This is a genomic window from Brevundimonas sp. FV2ps16 (genome assembly GCF_058681075.1).
In genome coordinates, this window is sequence record NZ_CM178728.1 from 2,644,039 (window position 1) to 2,662,548 (window position 18,510).

The following is an 18,510-nucleotide window of genomic DNA, read 5'->3' on the forward strand; positions in this document are numbered from 1 at the left end:
CTCGCTTATTCGGCGACGACGGTCTGGAGCTTGCGCTCCGTCACGTCGCCGGTCTTGCCGTTGGGTTTCAGGGGGAAGATCAGGCACACGCGCGCGCCGCGCAGGGTCTCGGCGTCGGCCAGCTTCAGCTCGCCGCCGTGGTCCTCGCAGATGCGTTTGACGATGGCCAGGCCCAGGCCCGTGCCCTTCTCGCGCGTGGTGACATAGGGTTCGGTCAAACGATCGCGATCCTTGGCCGGCAGGCCGATCCCGTCGTCCTCGACCATGAAGGTCGCCAGGCCGTTCTCCACGATCAGCGAGGCGATGATCCCCGCCGCGTCTGACGCGGCGGCCTCGCCGTCCGCCAAACGACGCGCGGCCACAGACTCGCCGGCGTTCTTCAGGATATTGATCAGGGCCTGCCCCACCATCCGGGCGTCGCATCGTAGCGTCGCCTTGGGCAGGGGCTCGTGCATCTCGACCACGATATCGGCGGCCGCGACCCTCTGGGCGAACACGGCTTCGCGCAACATCTCCGCCGGATTGGCCGCGCCGAAGCGCGGCGCCGGCATGCGGGCGAAGGACGAGAACTCGTCCACCATCCGGCCGATGTCGCCGACCTGGCGGATGATGGTGTCGGTGCAGCGATCGAAGATCTCCACGTCGTCCACCTTGTCCCGATATTTCCGCTTCAGCCGCTCAGCCGACAGCTGGATCGGCGTCAGCGGGTTCTTGATCTCGTGGGCGATCCGCCGGGCCACGTCACGCCAGGCGGCGTTGCGCTGGGCCGTCACCAGCCGGGTGATGTCGTCAAAGGTCAGGACCATCTCGCCGCCCTGACCACCCTCGATCCGGACGCGCAACCGGAAGGTCTCGCCGCCTCGGCTGATGTCGATATCCTCTTCGATATGCGCCTCGACCCGCCCCACCAGATCGCTCAGCTCCGGCGACAGGGCCGCCAGCTCGTGACCCAGAACCGCCTCATCTTCGATGTGCAGCAGTTGAAGAGCGCTGTCGTTGATCGCGGACACACGCCCGCGTCGATCCAGGCCGATGACGCCAGCGCTCACCCCAGACAGGACGGTCTCGATGAACCGGCTTCGATCCTGCGCCTCGACGCTTGCGGCCTTCAGCGCCGTCTGCTGGGCCTGCAGATCGCCCGTCATCCGGTTGAAGGCGTCCGACAGGATCGCAATTTCGGCTGGCGCGCCGTCGCTGTCGACCCTGGCGCTGAAGTCGCCGCCCGCCACCTGATCCGCCGCCTTCACCAGACGTCCTATGGGCGCTGAAATACTGCTGGCGGCCGACATGCCCAGCCAGACCGCGCCGACGAGAACCAGCAGGGCCGTTTCCAGATAGCTAAGAATGAAGGCCGACTGGATCCGCGACCGGCTTTCGCTGGCCTCGCGATAGGCCTGGATTGACCGGTCGGACGCGTTCATCCGGGCGATCAGACCGTCCTGAAGCGGTCGCACCAGGTAGAGATAGGCGTCGCCATAGGCCGGCAAGGCAATCAAGGACCGCACCGTATCGGGATGTTGCGTCACGTCCGTCGGCGGCTTCCCACCCTGGGCGGCGTCTTCCAGATAGGTGAGCGGGGGGGCCAGATAGGGCGGTGCATCCGGGCGTTCCGCGCGCGCCAAGACTTCACCTTGCCCGTTCAGAATATAGATCCCCGGATAGCCGAAAATTTCACCGACCTGGGCCAAGGCGTCGTTGAACTGGATCCGGTTGCCGAACAGACCTTTCGCGCTGCTCAGCTGTTCGGAGATCGTCACAAGGTCAGCATCCACAGCCGAGGCGACGTCCTGCACATAGGCTCGCCCCACCACCGCGCCGTTCTCGACCGAAGCCTGGACATTCTGGCTGAACCATTGGTCCACGCCGCGTGTCACCAGCACCCCGAAAACCAGCGCGATCAGCACGGCCGGAATCACGGCCACCATGGAGAACAAGGCGACAAACCGCAGGTGCAGCCTTGCCCCCGCCTCGCCCGTGCTACGCGCCAGGGTCAGAACCCGACGACCGACGATAAAGGCGAGGCCCGAGATCAGCACCAGATTGGCGAGCAGCACGAACAGCACCAATTGGCTGCTCGAACCGCGCGCGGCGCCCGAAGCCGCGCCTGGCGCCACCGCCACCAACCAAACGGCCGCTGCGGTGATCACGACGGCTATGAAATAAGCGAAACCGAACCCGGCTCGCGATCTTTCAACGTCGAACCGTCCCCAGAATGACTCATCGTCCGACACCCGGTCGGTTTGAGAGGCCACGTCTGAGGGCGTATCCGTCATGCCACAGCAGTGTCGATCAACTGTGGCGCATTTTCAACAACAGACTTGCCCTTCTCCGGTAAATTCCGCCGCCAAAGCTCGGCCATCGCCACCTCGACGGCCATCGGCTCATCCAAGCGGCAAATTCTTGCCTTGGCGTCCCTGCGGTGTTGCGGATCGGCCGGCCAGGGCGCCTGTTCGATGTACCAGCCCAGGTGCTTGCGGAACATCTTCAACCCCAACGGCAGACCGTAGAACTCCGCCGAGGCCCGCAGGTGTTCGACGACGATGGCCAACCGCGCCTCCGGCCCGGGTTCTTCCAGCGACACCCCGTCGATCAGCGCCCGCTCCAGATGCGCCGCCAGCCAGGGCCGTCCATAGACGCCGCGCCCCAGCATCAGACCGTCCGCGCCCGACTGCGCCAGGGCCTCGCGCGCGTCATCCGCCGTCAGTATGTCGCCGTTGACGATCACGGGGATGCCGACCGCCGCCTTGACCGCCCCGACCGCATCCCAGTCGGCCTTGCCGGTATAGAACTGCTTGCGGGTGCGGCCGTGCACCGTCACCGCCTTGACCCCGATCGCCTCGGCCCGCTTCGCCAGTTCGGCGGCGTTTCGGCTGTCGTCGTCCCAGCCCAGCCGCATCTTGACCGTCACCGGCCGACCGGTCGCCTGAACCGCCGCCTCCATGATCCGGCAGGCCAGGTCCGGCGTCCGCATCAGGGCCGATCCGGCGGCGGAACCCGTGACCTCCTTGGCCGGACAGCCGAAGTTCAGATCGACGATGTCCGCGCCCGCCTTCTCGGCCATTCGCGCGCCCTCGGCCATCTGGCCCGGATCGCGTCCGACCAGCTGGATCACCGTCAGCGGCAGACCGGCCCCGACAGCCGCACGACGCACGACGTCGGGCCGCTCTCGCGCCAGCTCCTTGGCCGCCACCATCTCGGTCGCCACATAGGCTGCGCCCAGTTTGGACGCGAGCACGCGGAACGGCAGGTCGGTGACGCCGGTCATGGGCGCCATCAGAACCCGGCCGGGCACGGTCACGTCGCCGATCTGTAAGGTTTTGGCCATCTCCGCCTTTCGCAGCATCACAGGCCGCTTCGTCAAGCACCACCGCGGCGGTTTGATGGTTTCGCCCGCCGACGGCGCGCTTTAGAAGGCCGTCATGACTTTTTCGGGCATTATCGTCGCGGCCGGTTCGGGCTCGCGCGCCGGCGGCGACAAACAATGGCGCACCCTGGGCGGAAAGCCCGTCCTGCGCTGGTCGGCCGAGGCCCTGCTGAACGCGGGCGCCGATCAACTGATCGTCGTGATCGCACCCGGCGCCGAACCGCGCGTAGCCGAGGCGCTGGCAGGCTTGTCCAACTGGCGCACGGTCGTGGGCGGCGACGTCCGCGCCCAGTCGGTCCGCGCCGGCCTGGCCGCCCTGAACTGCCCCTACGACCAGCCCGTCCTGATCCACGACGCCGCCCGCCCCTTGCTGGAGCGCGCCGTTATCGACCGCCTGATCGCCGCCCTGTCCGACGCCGACGGCGCCCTGCCCGCCCTCCCGGTCGCCGACAGCCTGCGTCGTGGGGCGGACGGCCTCATGGCCGGGGTCGTCGAGCGCGAGGGCCTGTGTCGGGCCCAGACGCCCCAAGCTTTCCGTCGCCAGACTATCGAGGCCGCCTACGCCGCCTGGACCGGTTCCGACACCCCGACGGACGAAGCCGTGGTGGTCGAACGCCACGGCGGCCGCGTCGCCCTGGTCGAGGGCGACCCACGCCTGATGAAACTGACCTATCCCGAGGATTTCGCCATGGCCGAGGCCCTGTTGTCGCAAGCGACCCGCTATCAGACCCGCATCGGCTCGGGCTACGACGTCCACCGTTGGGGCCCCGGCGGGTCGGTCTGGCTGTGCGGGATCGAGGTGCCGCACGACCAGACCCTGATCGGCCATTCCGACGCCGACGCGGGCCTGCACGCCCTGACCGACGCCCTTCTGGGCGCGATTGCTCAGGGCGACATCGGCGACCACTTCCCGCCCACCGATCCGAAATGGAAGGGCGCCTCGTCCGACCTCTTCCTGCTTCACGCCGCCGAGCTGGTCGCCGCCCGTGGCGGCCGCATCGTCAATGTTGATGTGACCTTGATCTGCGAACGCCCGAAGGTGAAGCCGCACCGTCAGGCCATGCGCGAACGGATCGCCGGCCTGCTGTCGCTTCCGCTCGACGCCGTCAGCGTCAAGGCCACCACGACCGAGGGCCTGGGCTTCACCGGCCGGGGGGAAGGCCTGGCGGCCCAGGCCGTCGCAACGGTCGAAATCCCTGTTCCCGCCTAGGCCCTACCGCGCCGAATACTGGATCTGGCGGATCAGCGATCCGAACAGATTGACATAGTCGTCGGTCCAAGGTCGCACCTCGGTCGTCTCCAGCTCGCGCCAGCGCGGGTCTGCCCGATAGGGCGCCATGGCCGCCTCCGACTTGCCGATGACCAGGGCCTCGGTCGAGGACTCCGACATCTGCACCGCCTCGGGCCGTTCCCTATAGATCTGGTGCAGGGCCGGCGCATTCAGGGCGGCGGCGGCCGCCTCTGCCGGCAGGGTGATCTCCAGGTTCCGGTTCGACAGGTGCAGCACCACCACCCCGTCCGGCTTCAACAGCCGCAGATAGCCCGCGATGGCCTCGACTGTCAGAAGGTGGGTCGGCACCGCATCCGAGGAGAAGGCGTCGATGATCAGCAAGTCATAGCTGCCCGGCGCCTCCTGCCCCATCGTCAGACGGGCGTCGCCCAGCACCGTCCGTACCGGTCCCTGGGCGCATCCGTTGATGAAGCTGAACCAACGCGGGTCGCGCGACAGACGGTCCACCATGGGATCGATCTCGAAGAAGGTCATCCGGTCCTGGGATCGCTTGTAGGCGGCCATGGCCCCCGCGCCCTGCCCCACCACGCCGATCACCGCGCCTTGCGGGTGGCGCTCATGAGCGATCATGCCCGCCTGTCCGATGGGCGTAGTCGTGGCGTAATAGAGCGTCGGCAGACAGCGATACCGCTCCGACTGCGCCTGGGCGCCGTGCAGGGTGGTGCCGTGCATCAGCACATGAACCGGCCCGTCCAGACCCTCGATATGGGTGCTGGCCACCCGCATGACGCCGAAGAAGCTGCGCTCCGTCAGCGTCCAGTCATAGCCCCGCGCCACATGATAGCCGGACCAGATCATGGCCCCGATCACCACGGTGAACATGACCGCCCGATCGCGCAGCAGGAAGGCGAACAGGGCCGCGATCCCCAGCACCGCCTGGGCGATCCGCACCAGCTCTGCATCCGGCACATTGGCGCGGATGTCCGGCGCATACCGCACCAGCGCCAGGCCCAACGGCCCGGACAGGGCGATCAGCACGCCGACGACGCAGGCTATGATCTCCCAGGTCCGCACCTCGCGTCCTGACCACGGCCGCAGCAGGCCCACCGCGACCAGCACCAGCGGATATTCCCACACCATGTTGAACACGACCGGCGCGATCAGGGCGTTGAACACCCCGCCCAGAACCCCGCCCAGCGACAGCAGCAGATAAAACTCGGTCAGCCGCCCCGGCGCCGGCCGCCGCTCGGCCATCAGTTGGTGGCACATCAGGGCGCTGAAGAAGAAGGCCGTCAGATTGACCCCGAAGACGAACAGCCACTCGGTCGTCCGGAACGCCGCCAGGGCCGCACAGGCCGCCAACACCCCCGCCTGGATCGCCAGGGTGAGATACAGAGGGATGACCGGCCGCGCCTGGAAGGCTATGACGAAGGTCAGCAGATACAGGGCCAGCGGGATGACCCAGAGAAAGGGCGCCGAGGCCACGTCCGTCGACAGATGCGCCGTCACCCCCAGCATCAGGCTGGACGGCGCCGCCGCAAGCAGAACCAGCAGCCCCTTCTCGCGCCAGGCGATGCGGGGGCCGGCCTCCAGCCGCGCCGGTTCCGTCGCCACCGCTTCGCGCCGCCGCCACGCCAAGACGCCCAGACCCGCGATCATGGCCACGAACAGCCCATAACCCAGGCTCCACCCCCACCTCTGCCCCGACAGGCTGATCAGGGGCTCGATCAGGACCGGATAGGCCAGCAGGGCCAGGAAACTGCCCAGGTTCGAGGCGGCGTAAAGCACATAGGGATTGTTGGCCCCCGTCGTCCCGGCGCCGGCCGTGACCCGCGCATACCAGGCCTGCAACAGCGGCGCCGTCGCCGACAGCACCGCGAACGGAACGCCGATCGACACGGCCAGGGTCGCCAGCAGCCATACCGTCGGCGCCGACGGATCCGGGTCGCCCAGCAGACCGCTGATCCGCAACGGCAGGAACAGGGCCGCGATCAGCAGCAGGCCCAGATGCACCGCCGCCTGAAGACGCATCGATCCGATCCTCTGCAACAGGTGCGCATAGAGGTATCCGGCCAGCAGCGCGGTCTGGAAGAAGACCATGGCCGCATTCCACACCGACGGCGATCCGCCCAGGGTCGGCAGGATCAGTTTGGTCGCCATCGGCTGGACCACGAAGACCAGACAGGCCGAGGTGAAGACGGCGATGGCGAACAGGATCGCGGTCGCCTGCGGGGCGCCGTCACGGATCGGGACTTGGGCCTGGGCCACATCGCTCATAGCTCTGGTTAGAGCGGGACTCGCGGCCTATGAAAAGGCCATGTTCCCGCAAGACATTCAGCGCCTGGCGCAACAGATCGTCGCAACCTCGACCGCGCGCGGCCTGATGCTGGCGACGGCCGAAAGCTGCACCGGCGGCCTGGTCGCCGCCGCCCTGACCGCCGTCCCAGGTTCATCCGCCGCGCTGGACCGGGGCTTCGTCACCTATAGCAACGAGGCCAAGCAACAGATGCTGGCGGTGCCCGAAGCCACGCTGATCGCCCATGGCGCCGTCTCCGAACCGACCGCCCGCGCCATGGCCCAGGGCGCCGTCGCCCACTCCCGCGCCGCCGTCAGCGTCGCCGTCACCGGCATCGCCGGCCCCGGCGGCGGATCGCCTGAAAAGCCGGTCGGTCTGGTCCATTTCGCGGCCCAGGGCCCGGACGGCCTGATCCATCGCCAGGAGAACTTCGACGACATCGGCCGCGACGCCATCCGCATGGCCGCCGTCCGCGTGGCCCTGGAGATGCTGGCGGACCGGCTCGCCTCGTGACCGACCCACACCTCGTCGATGCGCGCGGACATCTCTGCCCGACGCCCAGCCTCAGATTGATGAAGGCCATGGAGGGCGCCCCGGCCGGTACGGTCTTCGTCCTTCTGGCCACAGACCCGATGGCGCGGATCGACGTGCCCTATCTGATGACCCAGAAGAACGGCAGCCTGCTCGACATTCAGGAAACCGAAGGCGTGATTCGCCTCACGGTTCAGACCGGCTGAACGCCGATCCTACGGCCGCGACCGGCGACTGGCGCGGCGTTCGGACAAATCCACCACATCGGCTTGAGCCGTCGGCGGCGTGGCCCCGCTCTTGGCTTCAGCTTCGGCCGCGATCTCCATCTCGGTGGCGAAGGCGCCGCCGTAGAAGATGGCGTTGATGTTCCACGACAGCCAGATCAGCAGCACCACCACCGCGCCGACCGACCCATAGGTGGCCCCCAGCGGCGCGATCTGCTCCACATAGATGGCGCAGAGCCAGGACGAGATCACCGACATCAGCGTCGCCACCAGGCCGCCCGTGATCGCCGGCAGCCAGGCGACGCGAGAACTGTGGCTCATGGCGTAGCGGTAGAGCAGCGTCAGCCCCACCACGAGGCCCAACGCCGGCAGGAAGGCGTCCAAGGGCATCAGTCCGCCCCCAAACTGCTCCGCCGCCGATGAGGCCGTATGGGCCAGTATCCGCGCCGTCACCACCGCCCCCGACACCAAGGTGAACAGGGCGAAGGCGAAGACAGCGACGAAGAAGGCCAGCAGGTTGAACTTGAAGAAGCCGTGGGGTTCGGTCTCATCGTGGATCAGGTTCAGACCCGCCAGCAAGGCCTTGAATCCCCGATGCGCCGCATAGGCGCCGACGATCAGGGCGAAGGCGCTCTGCGCCGACACCGTGCGGGCCGACGCATTGGTCAGCCGCGTGATCTCATCCTGGAAAATGGTCTGCGCCGCCTTGGGCAAAAGGTCCGACAGAGCCGCCGCCTGAGCACTCACCTCGCTGATCGACAAACCCAGCTTGTAGAAGCCGATCAGGATGGCGATGGCGGGAAACACGGCCAGCAGGGCGAAGAACGACACCCCGCCGGTGTACAACATCACGTCGCGCCCCCAACTGCGGGTAAAGGCGCGCACCGCCAATCCGCCCCAGAATCCGGGCGCCTTCAGAACCGATCGGGTCAGGTGGTCACTCAAGCCGGTTCTCACAGCCGTTGAACAGGCGAGTTAACCTAGAGCATTCCTTCGCCGAGGAAAATCCCACTCGGAAACACCCGTCTATCCCCGCTCCAGACGCGGCAAGACATTGCTTCGTTAAGGGGCGCTTCGCTATGGTCCGCCCGCCTTTACGGGCTATGGACGTTCCAACGTCCAGGGGGAGACGACCAACTTGGCTTTCGACGCGCGTGTATTGATCCTGGCGGCACAGGACGGCCGGATCGGGCCGCTGGCGGCCGGACTGGACGCCCTCGGCTGGACGACCGTCACCGCCCGCGACCTGGCTGCGGCCGAAGCGACGCTTCAGGATTTCCCGCTGGACGCCGCCGTGATCGATTTCGATTCGTACCAGGACGACGCCATTGCCCGACTGCGCGCCGCCGCCCAGCCGCGCAGCCTGCCGGTCATGGTGGTCGGCGCCCCACGCGGTTCCGCAGCCGACGCCGATCTCGCCGTCACTGCGCCGCCCCATCCGGCCCAGGCGGCCCTGCGTCTGGAACAGATGACCCGCGCGGCCGTGGCCGAGGAGGAGTTCGATCTCCGCTGCGCCACCTTCGCCGCCCGCGGCCTGGATCTACAGCCGGGCGGCCCGGATCATTCGCCCCTGCGCATTCTAGCCGCCGGCGTGGCCGAGCGGCGCTTTCTGGCCCTGTCCAACGCCCTGACCGCCGCCGGGGTCGAGGTTGTCGCCGCTCCCACCCCCTACACCGCCTTCGACTATCTGCACGAAAGCCCGTTCGACGCCGCCGTCCTGTGGGGCGCCAAAGACCATGCCCCGGCCCTGTCCATCGCCTCGGGCATGAAGCGCAACACCCGCCTCTATCACATCCCCCTGATGCTCTATCTGCGCGGCGGCAGCGAGATAAGCCTGGACGAGCTGTTCAACCGCGGCTTCTCCGACGTCGCCACCGCCGACACCCGCGAAGACGAGACCGCCGAACGCCTGCTGGCCCTGGCCAAGTCGCACCGCCGCTACCTGACCATCCGCAAGGCGCTGGATTCGGTTCGAGGCCTGGACGTGATGGACGCCACGACGGGTCTGTTCACCCCCGAGCTGTTCGCCGCCCATCTGGCGCGGGTCGCCGACGCCTCACGCGCCCGACGACGCCCCCTGTCGGTCTGCGTCCTGCGAGTGCGCGAGAACGAGGCCGTAACCTGGGCGCGCCAGGGCGGCTGGCTGGATCGCGCCCTGCCCCAGATCGGCGCCATGGTCTCGCGGCTGGTGCGGGTCGAGGACACCCCGGCCCGCCTGGCCAAGGAAGTCTTCGCCCTGGCCCTGCCCGCTACCCGAGGCGAGGCCGCCCGCCTGGCCGCCGAACGGATCGCCGCCGTCATCGGCTGCACCGCCTTCGACGCCGGCCCCGACCGCTCGCCCTTCGTCGCCGAATTCGACGTCGGCGCCGCCGAAATGCGCCCCAACGAATCCGCCGGCGCCCTCCTCGAACGCGCCTCCGCCGATTTGTTCGGCAAGACGCGGTAGGGGTTGGTCATCTCCGCCACTCGGCGGATGTGCCGCGAGAGCGAGATTGCGGGAGGCAGCGATCCCAACGGTCGAGATCGGCGCCCGAACCAAAGCGCGCCTTCGAGCCATATCGGACATTTACCGGAACGTATTCAATCGGCCGGCTCCGCTCCCACCGGCCAACCCATGACTCGGTGAAATGCGGCGAAGCAGGGAACACATACCCATTCGTAGTCAGCGCCACGCACAAAGGTCGACGTGGTCGCATAACCCTCATGAACGATGTCGTCGCCCCTCACATCAGACTCGGCCAACTTGATGCCGCAGGCCGCGCAATGATCGTGGTCCCATCCTTCACGATACGCACGATAGGGTTTGCGAACCAACGCGACGCCCCGAAGGAATGGCAGGCCGTCCAAGTTTTCAAGCCGCCAGTCTTTGCCCATTCCCGCATCTTGGCAAACATTAGGGCAGCTTCCCACCCCGAACAGACCATCAAGGTGTCCGCTTAGAGGCCGGCGGACGGCCCTTGCCCACGGCGATGCGTCCCTGTCGTTTCATGCCTTGAGCCACCGGCCAGACGATCCACCGTATTTCGCCAGGGATACGCCCGACGCTCGCGTCCCAAGGACCTTACGCCCCCGCCACCCGCGCCAGGTCGGCGGTGATCCGCTCCGCCACCTTCAGCCGCTCCTCCGCCGTCGGCCAGTCGCCGGACACCACGATCTTCTGATCCGGCCGGATCTTCCAGAAGGCCTGGTTCTTCTGGATCAGCCCAACCAATCCAATGGGATTGGGGAAGCTGTTGTCGCGCAGGGTCAGCACGGCGCCGCGCGGCCCGATGTCGATCTTCTCGATACAGGCCCGGCGGCAGTTCGACTTGATGCCGACGATCTTCAGCAGTTGCTGCGCCTCGTCCGGCAGGGGCCCGAACCGGTCGATCAGTTCGGCGGCCAGGGCTTCGCGGTCCTCGGCCTGTTCCGCGTCGGACAGGCGGCGATACAGGCTGAGACGAACATTCAGGTCCGGCACATATTCCTCTGGAATCAGAACGGAAGCGCCGACGTTGATCGACGGCGACCAGCCACGATCCACATTGGCCCCCTCGCCCTTCTCGCGCAGCTCGGCGACCGCGTCTTCCAGCATCTGCTGATACAGTTCGACGCCCACCTCGCGGATATGGCCCGACTGTTCGTCGCCCAGCAGATTGCCGCCGCCGCGCTGGTCCAGGTCGTGGCTGGCCAGCTGGAAGCCGGCGCCCAGATTGTCCAGCGACTGCAACACCTGCAACCGCCGCTCGGCCGACAGGGTCATCGGCTTGACCGCGTCCGTGGTCAGATAGGCGAAGGCCCGCGCCTTGGACCGGCCGACCCGGCCCCGGATCTGATACAGCTGCGCCAGGCCGAACATGTCGGCGCGGTGCACCACCAGTGTATTGGCTGTCGGAATATCCAGCCCGCTCTCGACGATGGTGGTCGAGACCAGGACGTCGTATTCCCCCTCGTAGAAGGCGCTCATCACCTCCTCGAGCTGGGTTGCCGACATCTGGCCGTGACCGACGACGAACTTCACCTCGGGCACCTGCTCGCGCAGGAATTTCTCGATGGCCGGCAGGTCCTTCAGGCGCGGCGCGACATAATAGGCCTGACCCCCGCGATATTTCTCCCGCAGCAGGGCCTCGCGCACCAGCACCGGGTCCCACGGCGTCACATAGGTCCGCACCGCCAGCCGATCGACCGGCGGGGTGGCGATGATCGACATCTCGCGAATGCCCGACAGCGCCATCTGCAGGGTGCGCGGGATCGGCGTGGCGGTCAGAGTCAGCAGGTGAACATCGGCGCGCAGCGACTTCAGCTTCTCCTTGTGCTTGACGCCGAAATGCTGCTCCTCGTCGACGATCACCAGGCCCAGGTCGCGGAAACCGACCTGTTCGGACAGCACCGCATGGGTGCCGACCACGATCTCGACCGAGCCGTCCTTCAGCCCCGCCCGCGTCTCTGACGCTTCCTTGGACCCGACCATCCGCGACAGCTGCCGCACCTTCACCGGCCAGCCGGCGAACCGTTCGGTGAAGGTCTTGTAGTGTTGCCGCGCCAGCAGGGTGGTCGGGGCCACAATGGCCACCTGCTGCCCCGTCATGGCCACGACAAAGGCCGCCCGCAACGCCACCTCCGTCTTGCCGAAGCCGACGTCGCCGCAGATCAGGCGATCCATCGGCGTGCCCTTGCCCAGATCCTCAAGCACGTCGCCGATGGCGTTCAGTTGGTCGTCCGTCTCCTCATAGGGGAAGCGGGCGCAGAATTCGGCGAACAGGCCCGGCGGCGGCACCACCGCGTCGGTCTCGCGCAGCGCCCGCTTGGCGGCGAGCGCGATCAGCCCCTCGGCCATGGCGCGCAGGCGCTCCTTGGCCTTTGACTTGCGCGCCTGCCAGCCGGCGCCGCCCAGCTTGTCCAGCTGCACACCGTCGGCGTCCGTGCCGTATCGAGTCAGAAGGTCAATGTTTTCAACCGGCAGATAGAGTTTGCTCTCACCGGCGTACAACAGCTCCAGGCAGTCGTGCGGCGCCTGCTGGATCTCCAGCGTCTTCAGCCCCTCATACCGCCCGATGCCGTGATCCAGGTGGACCACCAGATCCCCGGTCGTCAGGGCCGAGGCCTCGGCCAGGAAGTTCGACGCCCGCCGCTTCTTGCGCGGCCGCGCCAGCCGGTCGCCCAGAATGTCGGTCTCGGAAATGACCGCGACCTCGTCCGTCGCAAACCCATGCTCGACCGGCAGGACGCCGCGCAGATACAGGTCCTTGGGCGCTGCTTGCACATCGGCCCAGTCGCGCACAGCGACGATATGATCCAGGCCGTGATCCGCCAGCATGGTCGCCAGACGTTCCGACGAGCCCTCGGTCCACGAGGCGAACAGCACCCGCTTGCCGTCGGCCTTCAGCGCCGCCGCATGGGCCGCCACCGCCTCGAACAGATTGACGCTGTCCTGCGCCCGCTCGGCCGCAAAGGTCCGGCCCAGCCGGCCGCCGGCGTCCTCGCCGCCACCCGAGAAGGGCGTGAACCGCCGCACCGCCCGTCCCGCCAGCGCCTGGTTCCAGTCGCCGGCGTCCAGATACAGCGATCGCGGCGGCAGCGCGCGATTGGCCGCCGCATGGCCCCCCCCCTTGCCTTTTTGTGCCTTGGCGGCTTCCGTCCGGCCCTCATAGGCGTCAGCGATCAGATCCCACCGCTCGGCCCGCGCGCTCTCGGCCTGATTGTCGAGGAAGATCTGCGCCTGATCCGGCAGATAGTCGAACAGCGAATCCAGGCTCTCGTAGAACAGCGGCAGCCACTGCTCCATGCCCTGACGCCGCGCGCCCTCGCTGATGGTCGCATACAGGGGATCGTCGCCCGGCGCCCCGAACAGCTTCAGATAGCCGGTGCGGAAGCGCGAAATCGCATCCGCGTCCAGCAACGCCTCCGACACGGGCGCCAGCGACACCGCCGTCATCTGGCCGGTCGATCTCTGGGTCTCCGGGTCGAAGGTGCGGATCGATTCTAGCTCGGACCCGAACATGTCCAGCCGCACCGGCTCCTCGAAGCCCGGCGGGTACACATCGACGACCCCGCCCCGCACCGCGAACTCGCCCCGCTCCGACACGGTCGAGGCCCGGACATAGCCGTTGGCGGCGAAATATCGCTCCAGCGCCTGGATATCCAGATCGCGGCCCACCTTGGTCTCGAACCCCGCCTGGGTCGTCACCGACTTGGGCGGCGTCCTCTGCATGGCCGCGCCGACGGTCGTGACCACCAGAACCGGCGCGTCCCCCGGCTTGCGCTGGGCCAACCGCGTCAGGGTCGCCATCCGCTGGGCGGCTATCCCCGCCGTTGGGCTCAGCCGGTCATAGGGCAGACAGTCCCAGGCCGGATATTCCAGGATTTCTATGTCTTGCGAGAAGAACCGTAACGCCTGAACAAACCCGCCCGACCGCTGATAGTCGCGCGCCACAAACACGCCGACCCCGCCGCTGGCCTTGATCCGCTCCGCGACGACCAGGGCGTCTAGCCCCTCGGGCGCCCCGCCCAGATCGGCGTCGGTCCGGTGCTGCACAGTGACCTGTTGATCCATCAGCCGATGCCTTTGCCGACCTCGGCCGCCACATGCTCGCGCATGAAGGCCCGCACCTTGGCCATCACCGGCGTCTCGAACTCGGGCGGCGTCGGGTCACGTTCGATGATCCAGCCGTAGAGCCACTGATCCTCCTCGTCGATGAGCAGTTCGAGCTGATCCAGTTCGGCGTCGGTCAGGGTCGGCGCCACCTGGTCCGAAAACGGGCCCAGCACCATGTCGGCCTCGCGGAAACCGCGCCGCCAGGACCGGAACTGGATACGGCCCAGCCGCTGCTTGCGCTCCAGCGCCGCCTGGTCGCCACTGTCGTCTTGAGGGATTTCGGTCACAAGCAATCCTGGCCCGGCAAGGTTGAAGGACGTTCAAGCCGCGATCCACCGCGTGGCGAACCTTAGCGTCCTAAAATGGAAGAAGCGCAGATAGCGCTCCTTCGCCCACTTCGCCACCCGTCATGGTCACGCTATGTTCCCGGCGATGCGTCCGCAGATTCTCTTTCCCCTGTTCGCCGAGGTCTCCAGCCTGAAGGGCGTGGGCCCCCGTGTCCTGCCCCTGGTGCAGAAGGTGGCGGGGCCGCTGGTGCGCGACCTGGTCTTCCTCAGCCCCTCCGGCGTCATCGTGCGCCGGCCGATGGAGGCGGCGACCGCCATGGACGGCGAGGTCGGGATCTTCCAGATCGTCATCGACCGCCTGTTCGTCCCCAGCCGCCCCGGCGCCCCGCTGAAGGTCCGCGCCAGCGACGCCACCGGCTTTGTTCACCTGGTCTGGTTCGGCGGCTCGCCCCAGCATATCGACCGGCTGCTGCCGCGCGGCGAGACCCGGCTGGTCTCGGGCAAGGTCGAACGCTTCAACGGCGAGGTCCAGATCGTCCACCCGGACATCGTCACCCTGGACAAGGCCGCCGACATCCCCGCCTCCGAACCCGTCTATCCGGCGACCCAAGGCCTGACCTCGCGCCAGCTGCGCAAACTGGTCCAGGCCGCCCTGCCCGCCGCCCCCGACCTGCCGGAATGGCAGGACCCCGCCTGGCTGAAGAAGCAGGACTGGCTGTCCTGGCGCGCGGCGCTGGACGCCCTGCACGCCCCGGCGGGCGAGCCCGACCTGACGCCCGAGGCCCCCGCCCGCCAGCGCCTGGCCTATGACGAATTCCTGGCCCACCAGCTGGCCCTGGCCCGCCGTCGCCGCGCCCGCGAGATCAAGCCCTCGGCCATCATCGCCCCCGGCGCCGCCTCCGACCACCTGCTCCAGGCCCTGCCCTTCACCCTGACCAACGCCCAGGCCCAGGCCGTCGCCGAAATCCGCCGCGACCTGGCCTCCGGCAAACAGATGGGCCGGCTGCTTCAGGGCGATGTGGGTTCCGGCAAGACCGCCGTCGCCGCCCTGGCCCTGGCCGACGCGGCCTCAAGCGGCTTCCAGTCCGCCCTGATGGCCCCGACCGAAATCCTGGCCCGCCAGCACTACGAGAAACTCGGCCCCCTGCTGGAATCGGCCGGCGTCGCCTCCGTCCTGCTCACCGGCCGCGACACCAACGGCCAGAGGCGCGAGAAACTGGCCGCCCTGGCTTCGGGCCAAGCCCAGGTCGCCGTCGGCACCCACGCCCTGTTCCAGGACGCCGTCCGCTTCGACCGCCTGGCCCTGGCCGTCATAGACGAACAGCACCGGTTCGGCGTCAGCGAGCGCCAGCGGCTCCAGGCCAAGGGCGACCCGCGCATCGGCGCCGTCCACCTGCTGACCATGTCGGCCACCCCCATCCCCCGCACCCTGGAACTGACCCAGTACGGCGAGCTGGAGGTCAGCCGCCTGATGGAGAAGCCGCCGGGCCGCACCCCCGTCACCACCGCCGTCGTCCCCCTGGCCCGTATCGGCGAAGTCGCCGCCCGGCTGAAGACGGCGCTGGACGCCGGCGCCCAGGCCTATTGGATCTGCCCCCTGGTCGCCGAATCCGAAGCCATCGACCTCGCCGCCGCCGTCGACCGCGCCGACGACCTGCGCCGCCTGCTGGCGGTCGAGGTCGGCCTGGCCCACGGCCAGATGCCCGGCGCCGAGCGCGAGGCCGTCATGGCCGACTTCGCCGACGGCCGCATCCCCCTGCTGGTCGCCACCACGGTGGTCGAGGTCGGGGTCGATGTGCCCAACGCCTCCATCATGGTCATCGAACACGCGGACCGGTTCGGCCTGGCCCAGTTGCACCAGCTGCGCGGCCGCGTCGGACGGGGCTCGAAGGCCAGTTCCTGCATCCTGCTGTACGGCGGCCAGGACGGCGCCCTCGGCGAGACCGCCAAGGAACGCCTCGAAACCCTGCGCCGCACCGAGGACGGCTTCGTCATCGCCGAGGAGGACTTCCGCCTTCGCGGCGGCGGCGACCCGCTGGGCCTGAAACAGAGCGGCTTCCCCGCCTACCGTTTCGCCGACCCGATCCGCCACCGGTCCCTGATGCTGGCCGCCGCCGACGACGCCCGCCTGATCCTCAACCGCGACCCCGACCTGGCGTCAGAGCGCGGCCAGGCGGTTCAGGTGCTGGAGGAGTTGTTCGACTGGAAGGGCCACAAGTCGGGAGCGGATTGAAGGGGCGCCGCGCCCACGTCCGTCATCCTGGGCCTTGCGCCTAGGATCCAAAGACTCGAGCGGCTAGAACGGCCCGGATGTTGCGCCTGTCAGAACTCAAACTGCCCCTCGACCACCCGCCGGAGGCCTTGCCCGCCGCGATCGCCGCCCGCCTGGGCGTGCCGCCGCACGATCTTGTCTCTTGGTCGATATGGAAGCGGGCGCACGACGCCCGCCGGAAATCCGCGATTCTGAAAGTCTACATCCTCGACGTCGAGGTGAAGGATGAAGCGGCGGTGCTGGCCCGCCTTGCAGACGACGTGCACGTGGCGCCGACGCCAGACGTCGCCTATCGCCCGGTCGCTGTCGCACCCAAGACCGAGCGCCTTCGCCCGGTCGTGATCGGGGCCGGGCCGTGCGGCCTGTTCGCCGGGCTGATCCTGGCCGAGATGGGGTTCAAGCCGATCATCCTCGACCGCGGCAAGGTGGTTCGGCAGCGGACCAAGGACACCTGGGGCCTGTGGCGAAGCAGCAAGTTGGACCCGGAATCCAACGTGCAGTTCGGCGAGGGCGGCGCGGGCACCTTTTCCGACGGCAAGCTCTACAGCCAGATCAAGGATCCGCGTTTCCTGGCCCGCAAGGTGTTGACCGAATTCGTCGCGGCCGGGGCGCCGGAGGAAATCCTCACCGAGGCCCACCCGCACATCGGCACCTTCCGCCTGGTGACCATGGTCGAGGCCATGCGCGAGAAGATCGAACGGCTGGGCGGCGAGTACCGCTTCGAGCACCGGGTCACTGACATCGATCTCGACAAGGGCGCCCTCCGGGGCGTGCGCCTGCACACCGGCGAGACGCTGGAGGCCGACCACGTGGTCTTCGCCATCGGCCATTCGTCGCGCGACACCTTCCAGACCCTCTACGACCGCGGCGTCCATATCGAGGCCAAGCCGTTCTCGATCGGCTTCCGCATCGAGCATCCGCAATCCTGGATCGACCGGGCCATGTTCGGCCCCTGCGCCGGCCACCCTGATCTGGGCGCGGCGGCCTATACGCTCTCGCACCACTGCTCGAACGGCCGCACTGTCTACAGCTTCTGCATGTGCCCGGGCGGCACCGTGGTCGCGGCGACCAGCGAGCCGGGCCGCGTCGTGACCAACGGCATGAGCCAATATTCGCGCAACGAGCGCAACGCCAACTCCGGCTTCGTGGTCGGCATCTCGCCCGAGGATTATCCGAGCGACCACCCGCTGGCGGGCATCGAACTGCAACGGGATCTGGAGACCCGCGCCTATGCGGCCGGCGGCGGCGACTATTTCGCGCCAGGCCAGCTGGTCGGCGACTTCCTGGCGGGCCGCGCCTCGACCACGCTGGGCGAGGTCGTCCCCAGCTATAAGCCGGGCGTCCGCCCAACCGACCTGGCGCCCCTGATGCCCGACTATGTGATCGCCGCCATGCGTGAGGCCCTGCCCGTCTTCGGCCGCAAGATCGCCCGCTACGACGACGCCCAGGCGGTTCTGACGGGCGTCGAAACCCGCAGTTCATCCCCGATCCGAATGACCCGCGGCGCCGACTTCCAGAGCCTGAACGTGTGCGGCCTCTTCCCTGCCGGCGAAGGCGCCGGCTATGCCGGCGGCATCCTGTCGGCCGCCGTCGACGGCATCAAGGTGGCCGAAGCCGTCGCCCGGTCGATGGTCGCGAAGGGGACGGCGTAGACAAAAGGCGGCGCATCGCCACCCGCCTAGCCGGCGGCTGAACAGCCTCTCGCAATAGTTGCGCCCCACGGCCTTTATA

At 68.1% G+C, this 18,510-nt stretch carries 13 protein-coding genes; 6 read left to right on the forward strand and 7 right to left on the reverse strand.

Features of this window, described 5'->3' with window-relative positions; translation table 11 throughout:
- Window positions 1-5 precede the first annotated feature (5 nt).
- Together ACW170_RS12785 and dusB are read right to left on the reverse strand one after the other, a co-directional pair.
- Window positions 6-2,273, reverse strand: coding sequence for a sensor histidine kinase NtrY-like (locus ACW170_RS12785; RefSeq protein WP_492087032.1), 2,268 nt, complete (start codon window positions 2,271-2,273; stop codon window positions 6-8).
- Window positions 2,270-3,325, reverse strand: a complete 1,056-nt coding sequence (dusB, locus tag ACW170_RS12790) for a tRNA dihydrouridine synthase DusB (RefSeq protein ID WP_492087033.1) — start codon at window positions 3,323-3,325, stop codon at window positions 2,270-2,272. Before dusB ends, ACW170_RS12785 begins: the two co-directional genes overlap by 4 nt.
- Before the next feature lie 94 nt (window positions 3,326-3,419).
- Between dusB and ACW170_RS12795 the strand changes: the two genes are divergently transcribed.
- Entirely contained in the window at window positions 3,420-4,574 is a 1,155-nt protein-coding gene (locus ACW170_RS12795) for a bifunctional 2-C-methyl-D-erythritol 4-phosphate cytidylyltransferase/2-C-methyl-D-erythritol 2,4-cyclodiphosphate synthase (protein WP_492087034.1), read from the forward strand.
- A 3-nt stretch (window positions 4,575-4,577) separates the two neighbouring features.
- Here the strand turns inward: ACW170_RS12795 and ACW170_RS12800 are convergent, their stop codons facing one another.
- Window positions 4,578-6,872, reverse strand: a complete 2,295-nt coding sequence (locus ACW170_RS12800) for a spermidine synthase (RefSeq protein ID WP_492087035.1) — start codon at window positions 6,870-6,872, stop codon at window positions 4,578-4,580.
- A gap of 40 nt (window positions 6,873-6,912) precedes the next feature.
- Between ACW170_RS12800 and ACW170_RS12805 the strand changes: the two genes are divergently transcribed.
- Window positions 6,913-7,404, forward strand: a complete 492-nt coding sequence (locus ACW170_RS12805) for a CinA family protein (protein ID WP_492087036.1) — start codon at window positions 6,913-6,915, stop codon at window positions 7,402-7,404.
- Complete coding sequence (locus ACW170_RS12810; protein ID WP_492087037.1) at window positions 7,401-7,628, forward strand: sulfurtransferase TusA family protein; 228 nt, start codon at window positions 7,401-7,403, stop codon at window positions 7,626-7,628. Before ACW170_RS12805 ends, ACW170_RS12810 begins: the two co-directional genes overlap by 4 nt.
- A gap of 9 nt (window positions 7,629-7,637) precedes the next feature.
- Here the strand turns inward: ACW170_RS12810 and ACW170_RS12815 are convergent, their stop codons facing one another.
- Window positions 7,638-8,495 carry a YihY/virulence factor BrkB family protein gene (locus tag ACW170_RS12815; RefSeq protein ID WP_492089180.1) on the reverse strand — a complete coding sequence of 286 codons (858 nt, stop codon included), beginning with the start codon at window positions 8,493-8,495 and terminating at the stop codon, window positions 7,638-7,640.
- Window positions 8,496-8,784: 289 nt separating this feature from the next.
- Between ACW170_RS12815 and ACW170_RS12820 the strand changes: the two genes are divergently transcribed.
- Window positions 8,785-10,092: a diguanylate cyclase domain-containing protein gene (locus ACW170_RS12820; RefSeq protein ID WP_492087038.1), complete on the forward strand. Its 1,308-nt coding sequence runs from the start codon at window positions 8,785-8,787 to the stop codon at window positions 10,090-10,092.
- Window positions 10,093-10,226: 134 nt separating this feature from the next.
- Here ACW170_RS12820 and ACW170_RS12825 read toward each other — a convergent pair whose 3' ends face one another.
- From ACW170_RS12825 to ACW170_RS12835, 3 genes are all read right to left on the reverse strand, one after another.
- Window positions 10,227-10,520, reverse strand: a complete 294-nt coding sequence (locus ACW170_RS12825; protein ID WP_492087039.1) for a hypothetical protein — start codon at window positions 10,518-10,520, stop codon at window positions 10,227-10,229.
- A 187-nt stretch (window positions 10,521-10,707) separates the two neighbouring features.
- Window positions 10,708-14,178: a transcription-repair coupling factor gene (mfd, locus tag ACW170_RS12830; RefSeq protein WP_492087040.1), complete on the reverse strand. Its 3,471-nt coding sequence runs from the start codon at window positions 14,176-14,178 to the stop codon at window positions 10,708-10,710.
- Window positions 14,178-14,507, reverse strand: coding sequence for an FAD assembly factor SdhE (locus tag ACW170_RS12835; protein WP_482849620.1), 330 nt, complete (start codon window positions 14,505-14,507; stop codon window positions 14,178-14,180). The genes mfd and ACW170_RS12835 overlap by 1 nt, the downstream gene beginning before the upstream one ends.
- A gap of 145 nt (window positions 14,508-14,652) precedes the next feature.
- Here ACW170_RS12835 and recG point away from each other — a divergent pair, with 145 nt between their 5' ends.
- Window positions 14,653-16,740, forward strand: a complete 2,088-nt coding sequence (gene recG, locus ACW170_RS12840) for an ATP-dependent DNA helicase RecG (RefSeq protein WP_492087041.1) — start codon at window positions 14,653-14,655, stop codon at window positions 16,738-16,740.
- Window positions 16,741-16,817: 77 nt separating this feature from the next.
- Complete coding sequence (locus tag ACW170_RS12845) at window positions 16,818-18,431, forward strand: NAD(P)/FAD-dependent oxidoreductase (protein ID WP_492087042.1); 1,614 nt, start codon at window positions 16,818-16,820, stop codon at window positions 18,429-18,431.
- The last annotated feature ends 79 nt before the right edge of the window (window positions 18,432-18,510 follow it).

Bases quoted from the DNA above. Each gene is read 5' to 3' on its own strand.
- ACW170_RS12785 (WP_492087032.1), bottom strand. From the start codon at position 2,273: ATGACGGATACGCCCTCAGACGTGGCCTCTCAAACCGACCGGGTGTCG.
- ACW170_RS12805 (WP_492087036.1), top strand. From the start codon at position 6,913: ATGTTCCCGCAAGACATTCAGCGCCTGGCGCAACAGATCGTCGCAACC.
- recG (WP_492087041.1), top strand. From the start codon at position 14,653: ATGCGTCCGCAGATTCTCTTTCCCCTGTTCGCCGAGGTCTCCAGCCTG.
- ACW170_RS12815 (WP_492089180.1), bottom strand. From the start codon at position 8,495: ATGTTGTACACCGGCGGGGTGTCGTTCTTCGCCCTGCTGGCCGTGTTT.
- dusB (WP_492087033.1), bottom strand. From the start codon at position 3,325: ATGGCCAAAACCTTACAGATCGGCGACGTGACCGTGCCCGGCCGGGTT.
- ACW170_RS12845 (WP_492087042.1), top strand. From the start codon at position 16,818: ATGTTGCGCCTGTCAGAACTCAAACTGCCCCTCGACCACCCGCCGGAG.
- ACW170_RS12825 (WP_492087039.1), bottom strand. From the start codon at position 10,520: ATGGGCAAAGACTGGCGGCTTGAAAACTTGGACGGCCTGCCATTCCTT.
- ACW170_RS12795 (WP_492087034.1), top strand. From the start codon at position 3,420: ATGACTTTTTCGGGCATTATCGTCGCGGCCGGTTCGGGCTCGCGCGCC.
- ACW170_RS12800 (WP_492087035.1), bottom strand. From the start codon at position 6,872: ATGAGCGATGTGGCCCAGGCCCAAGTCCCGATCCGTGACGGCGCCCCG.
- mfd (WP_492087040.1), bottom strand. From the start codon at position 14,178: ATGGATCAACAGGTCACTGTGCAGCACCGGACCGACGCCGATCTGGGC.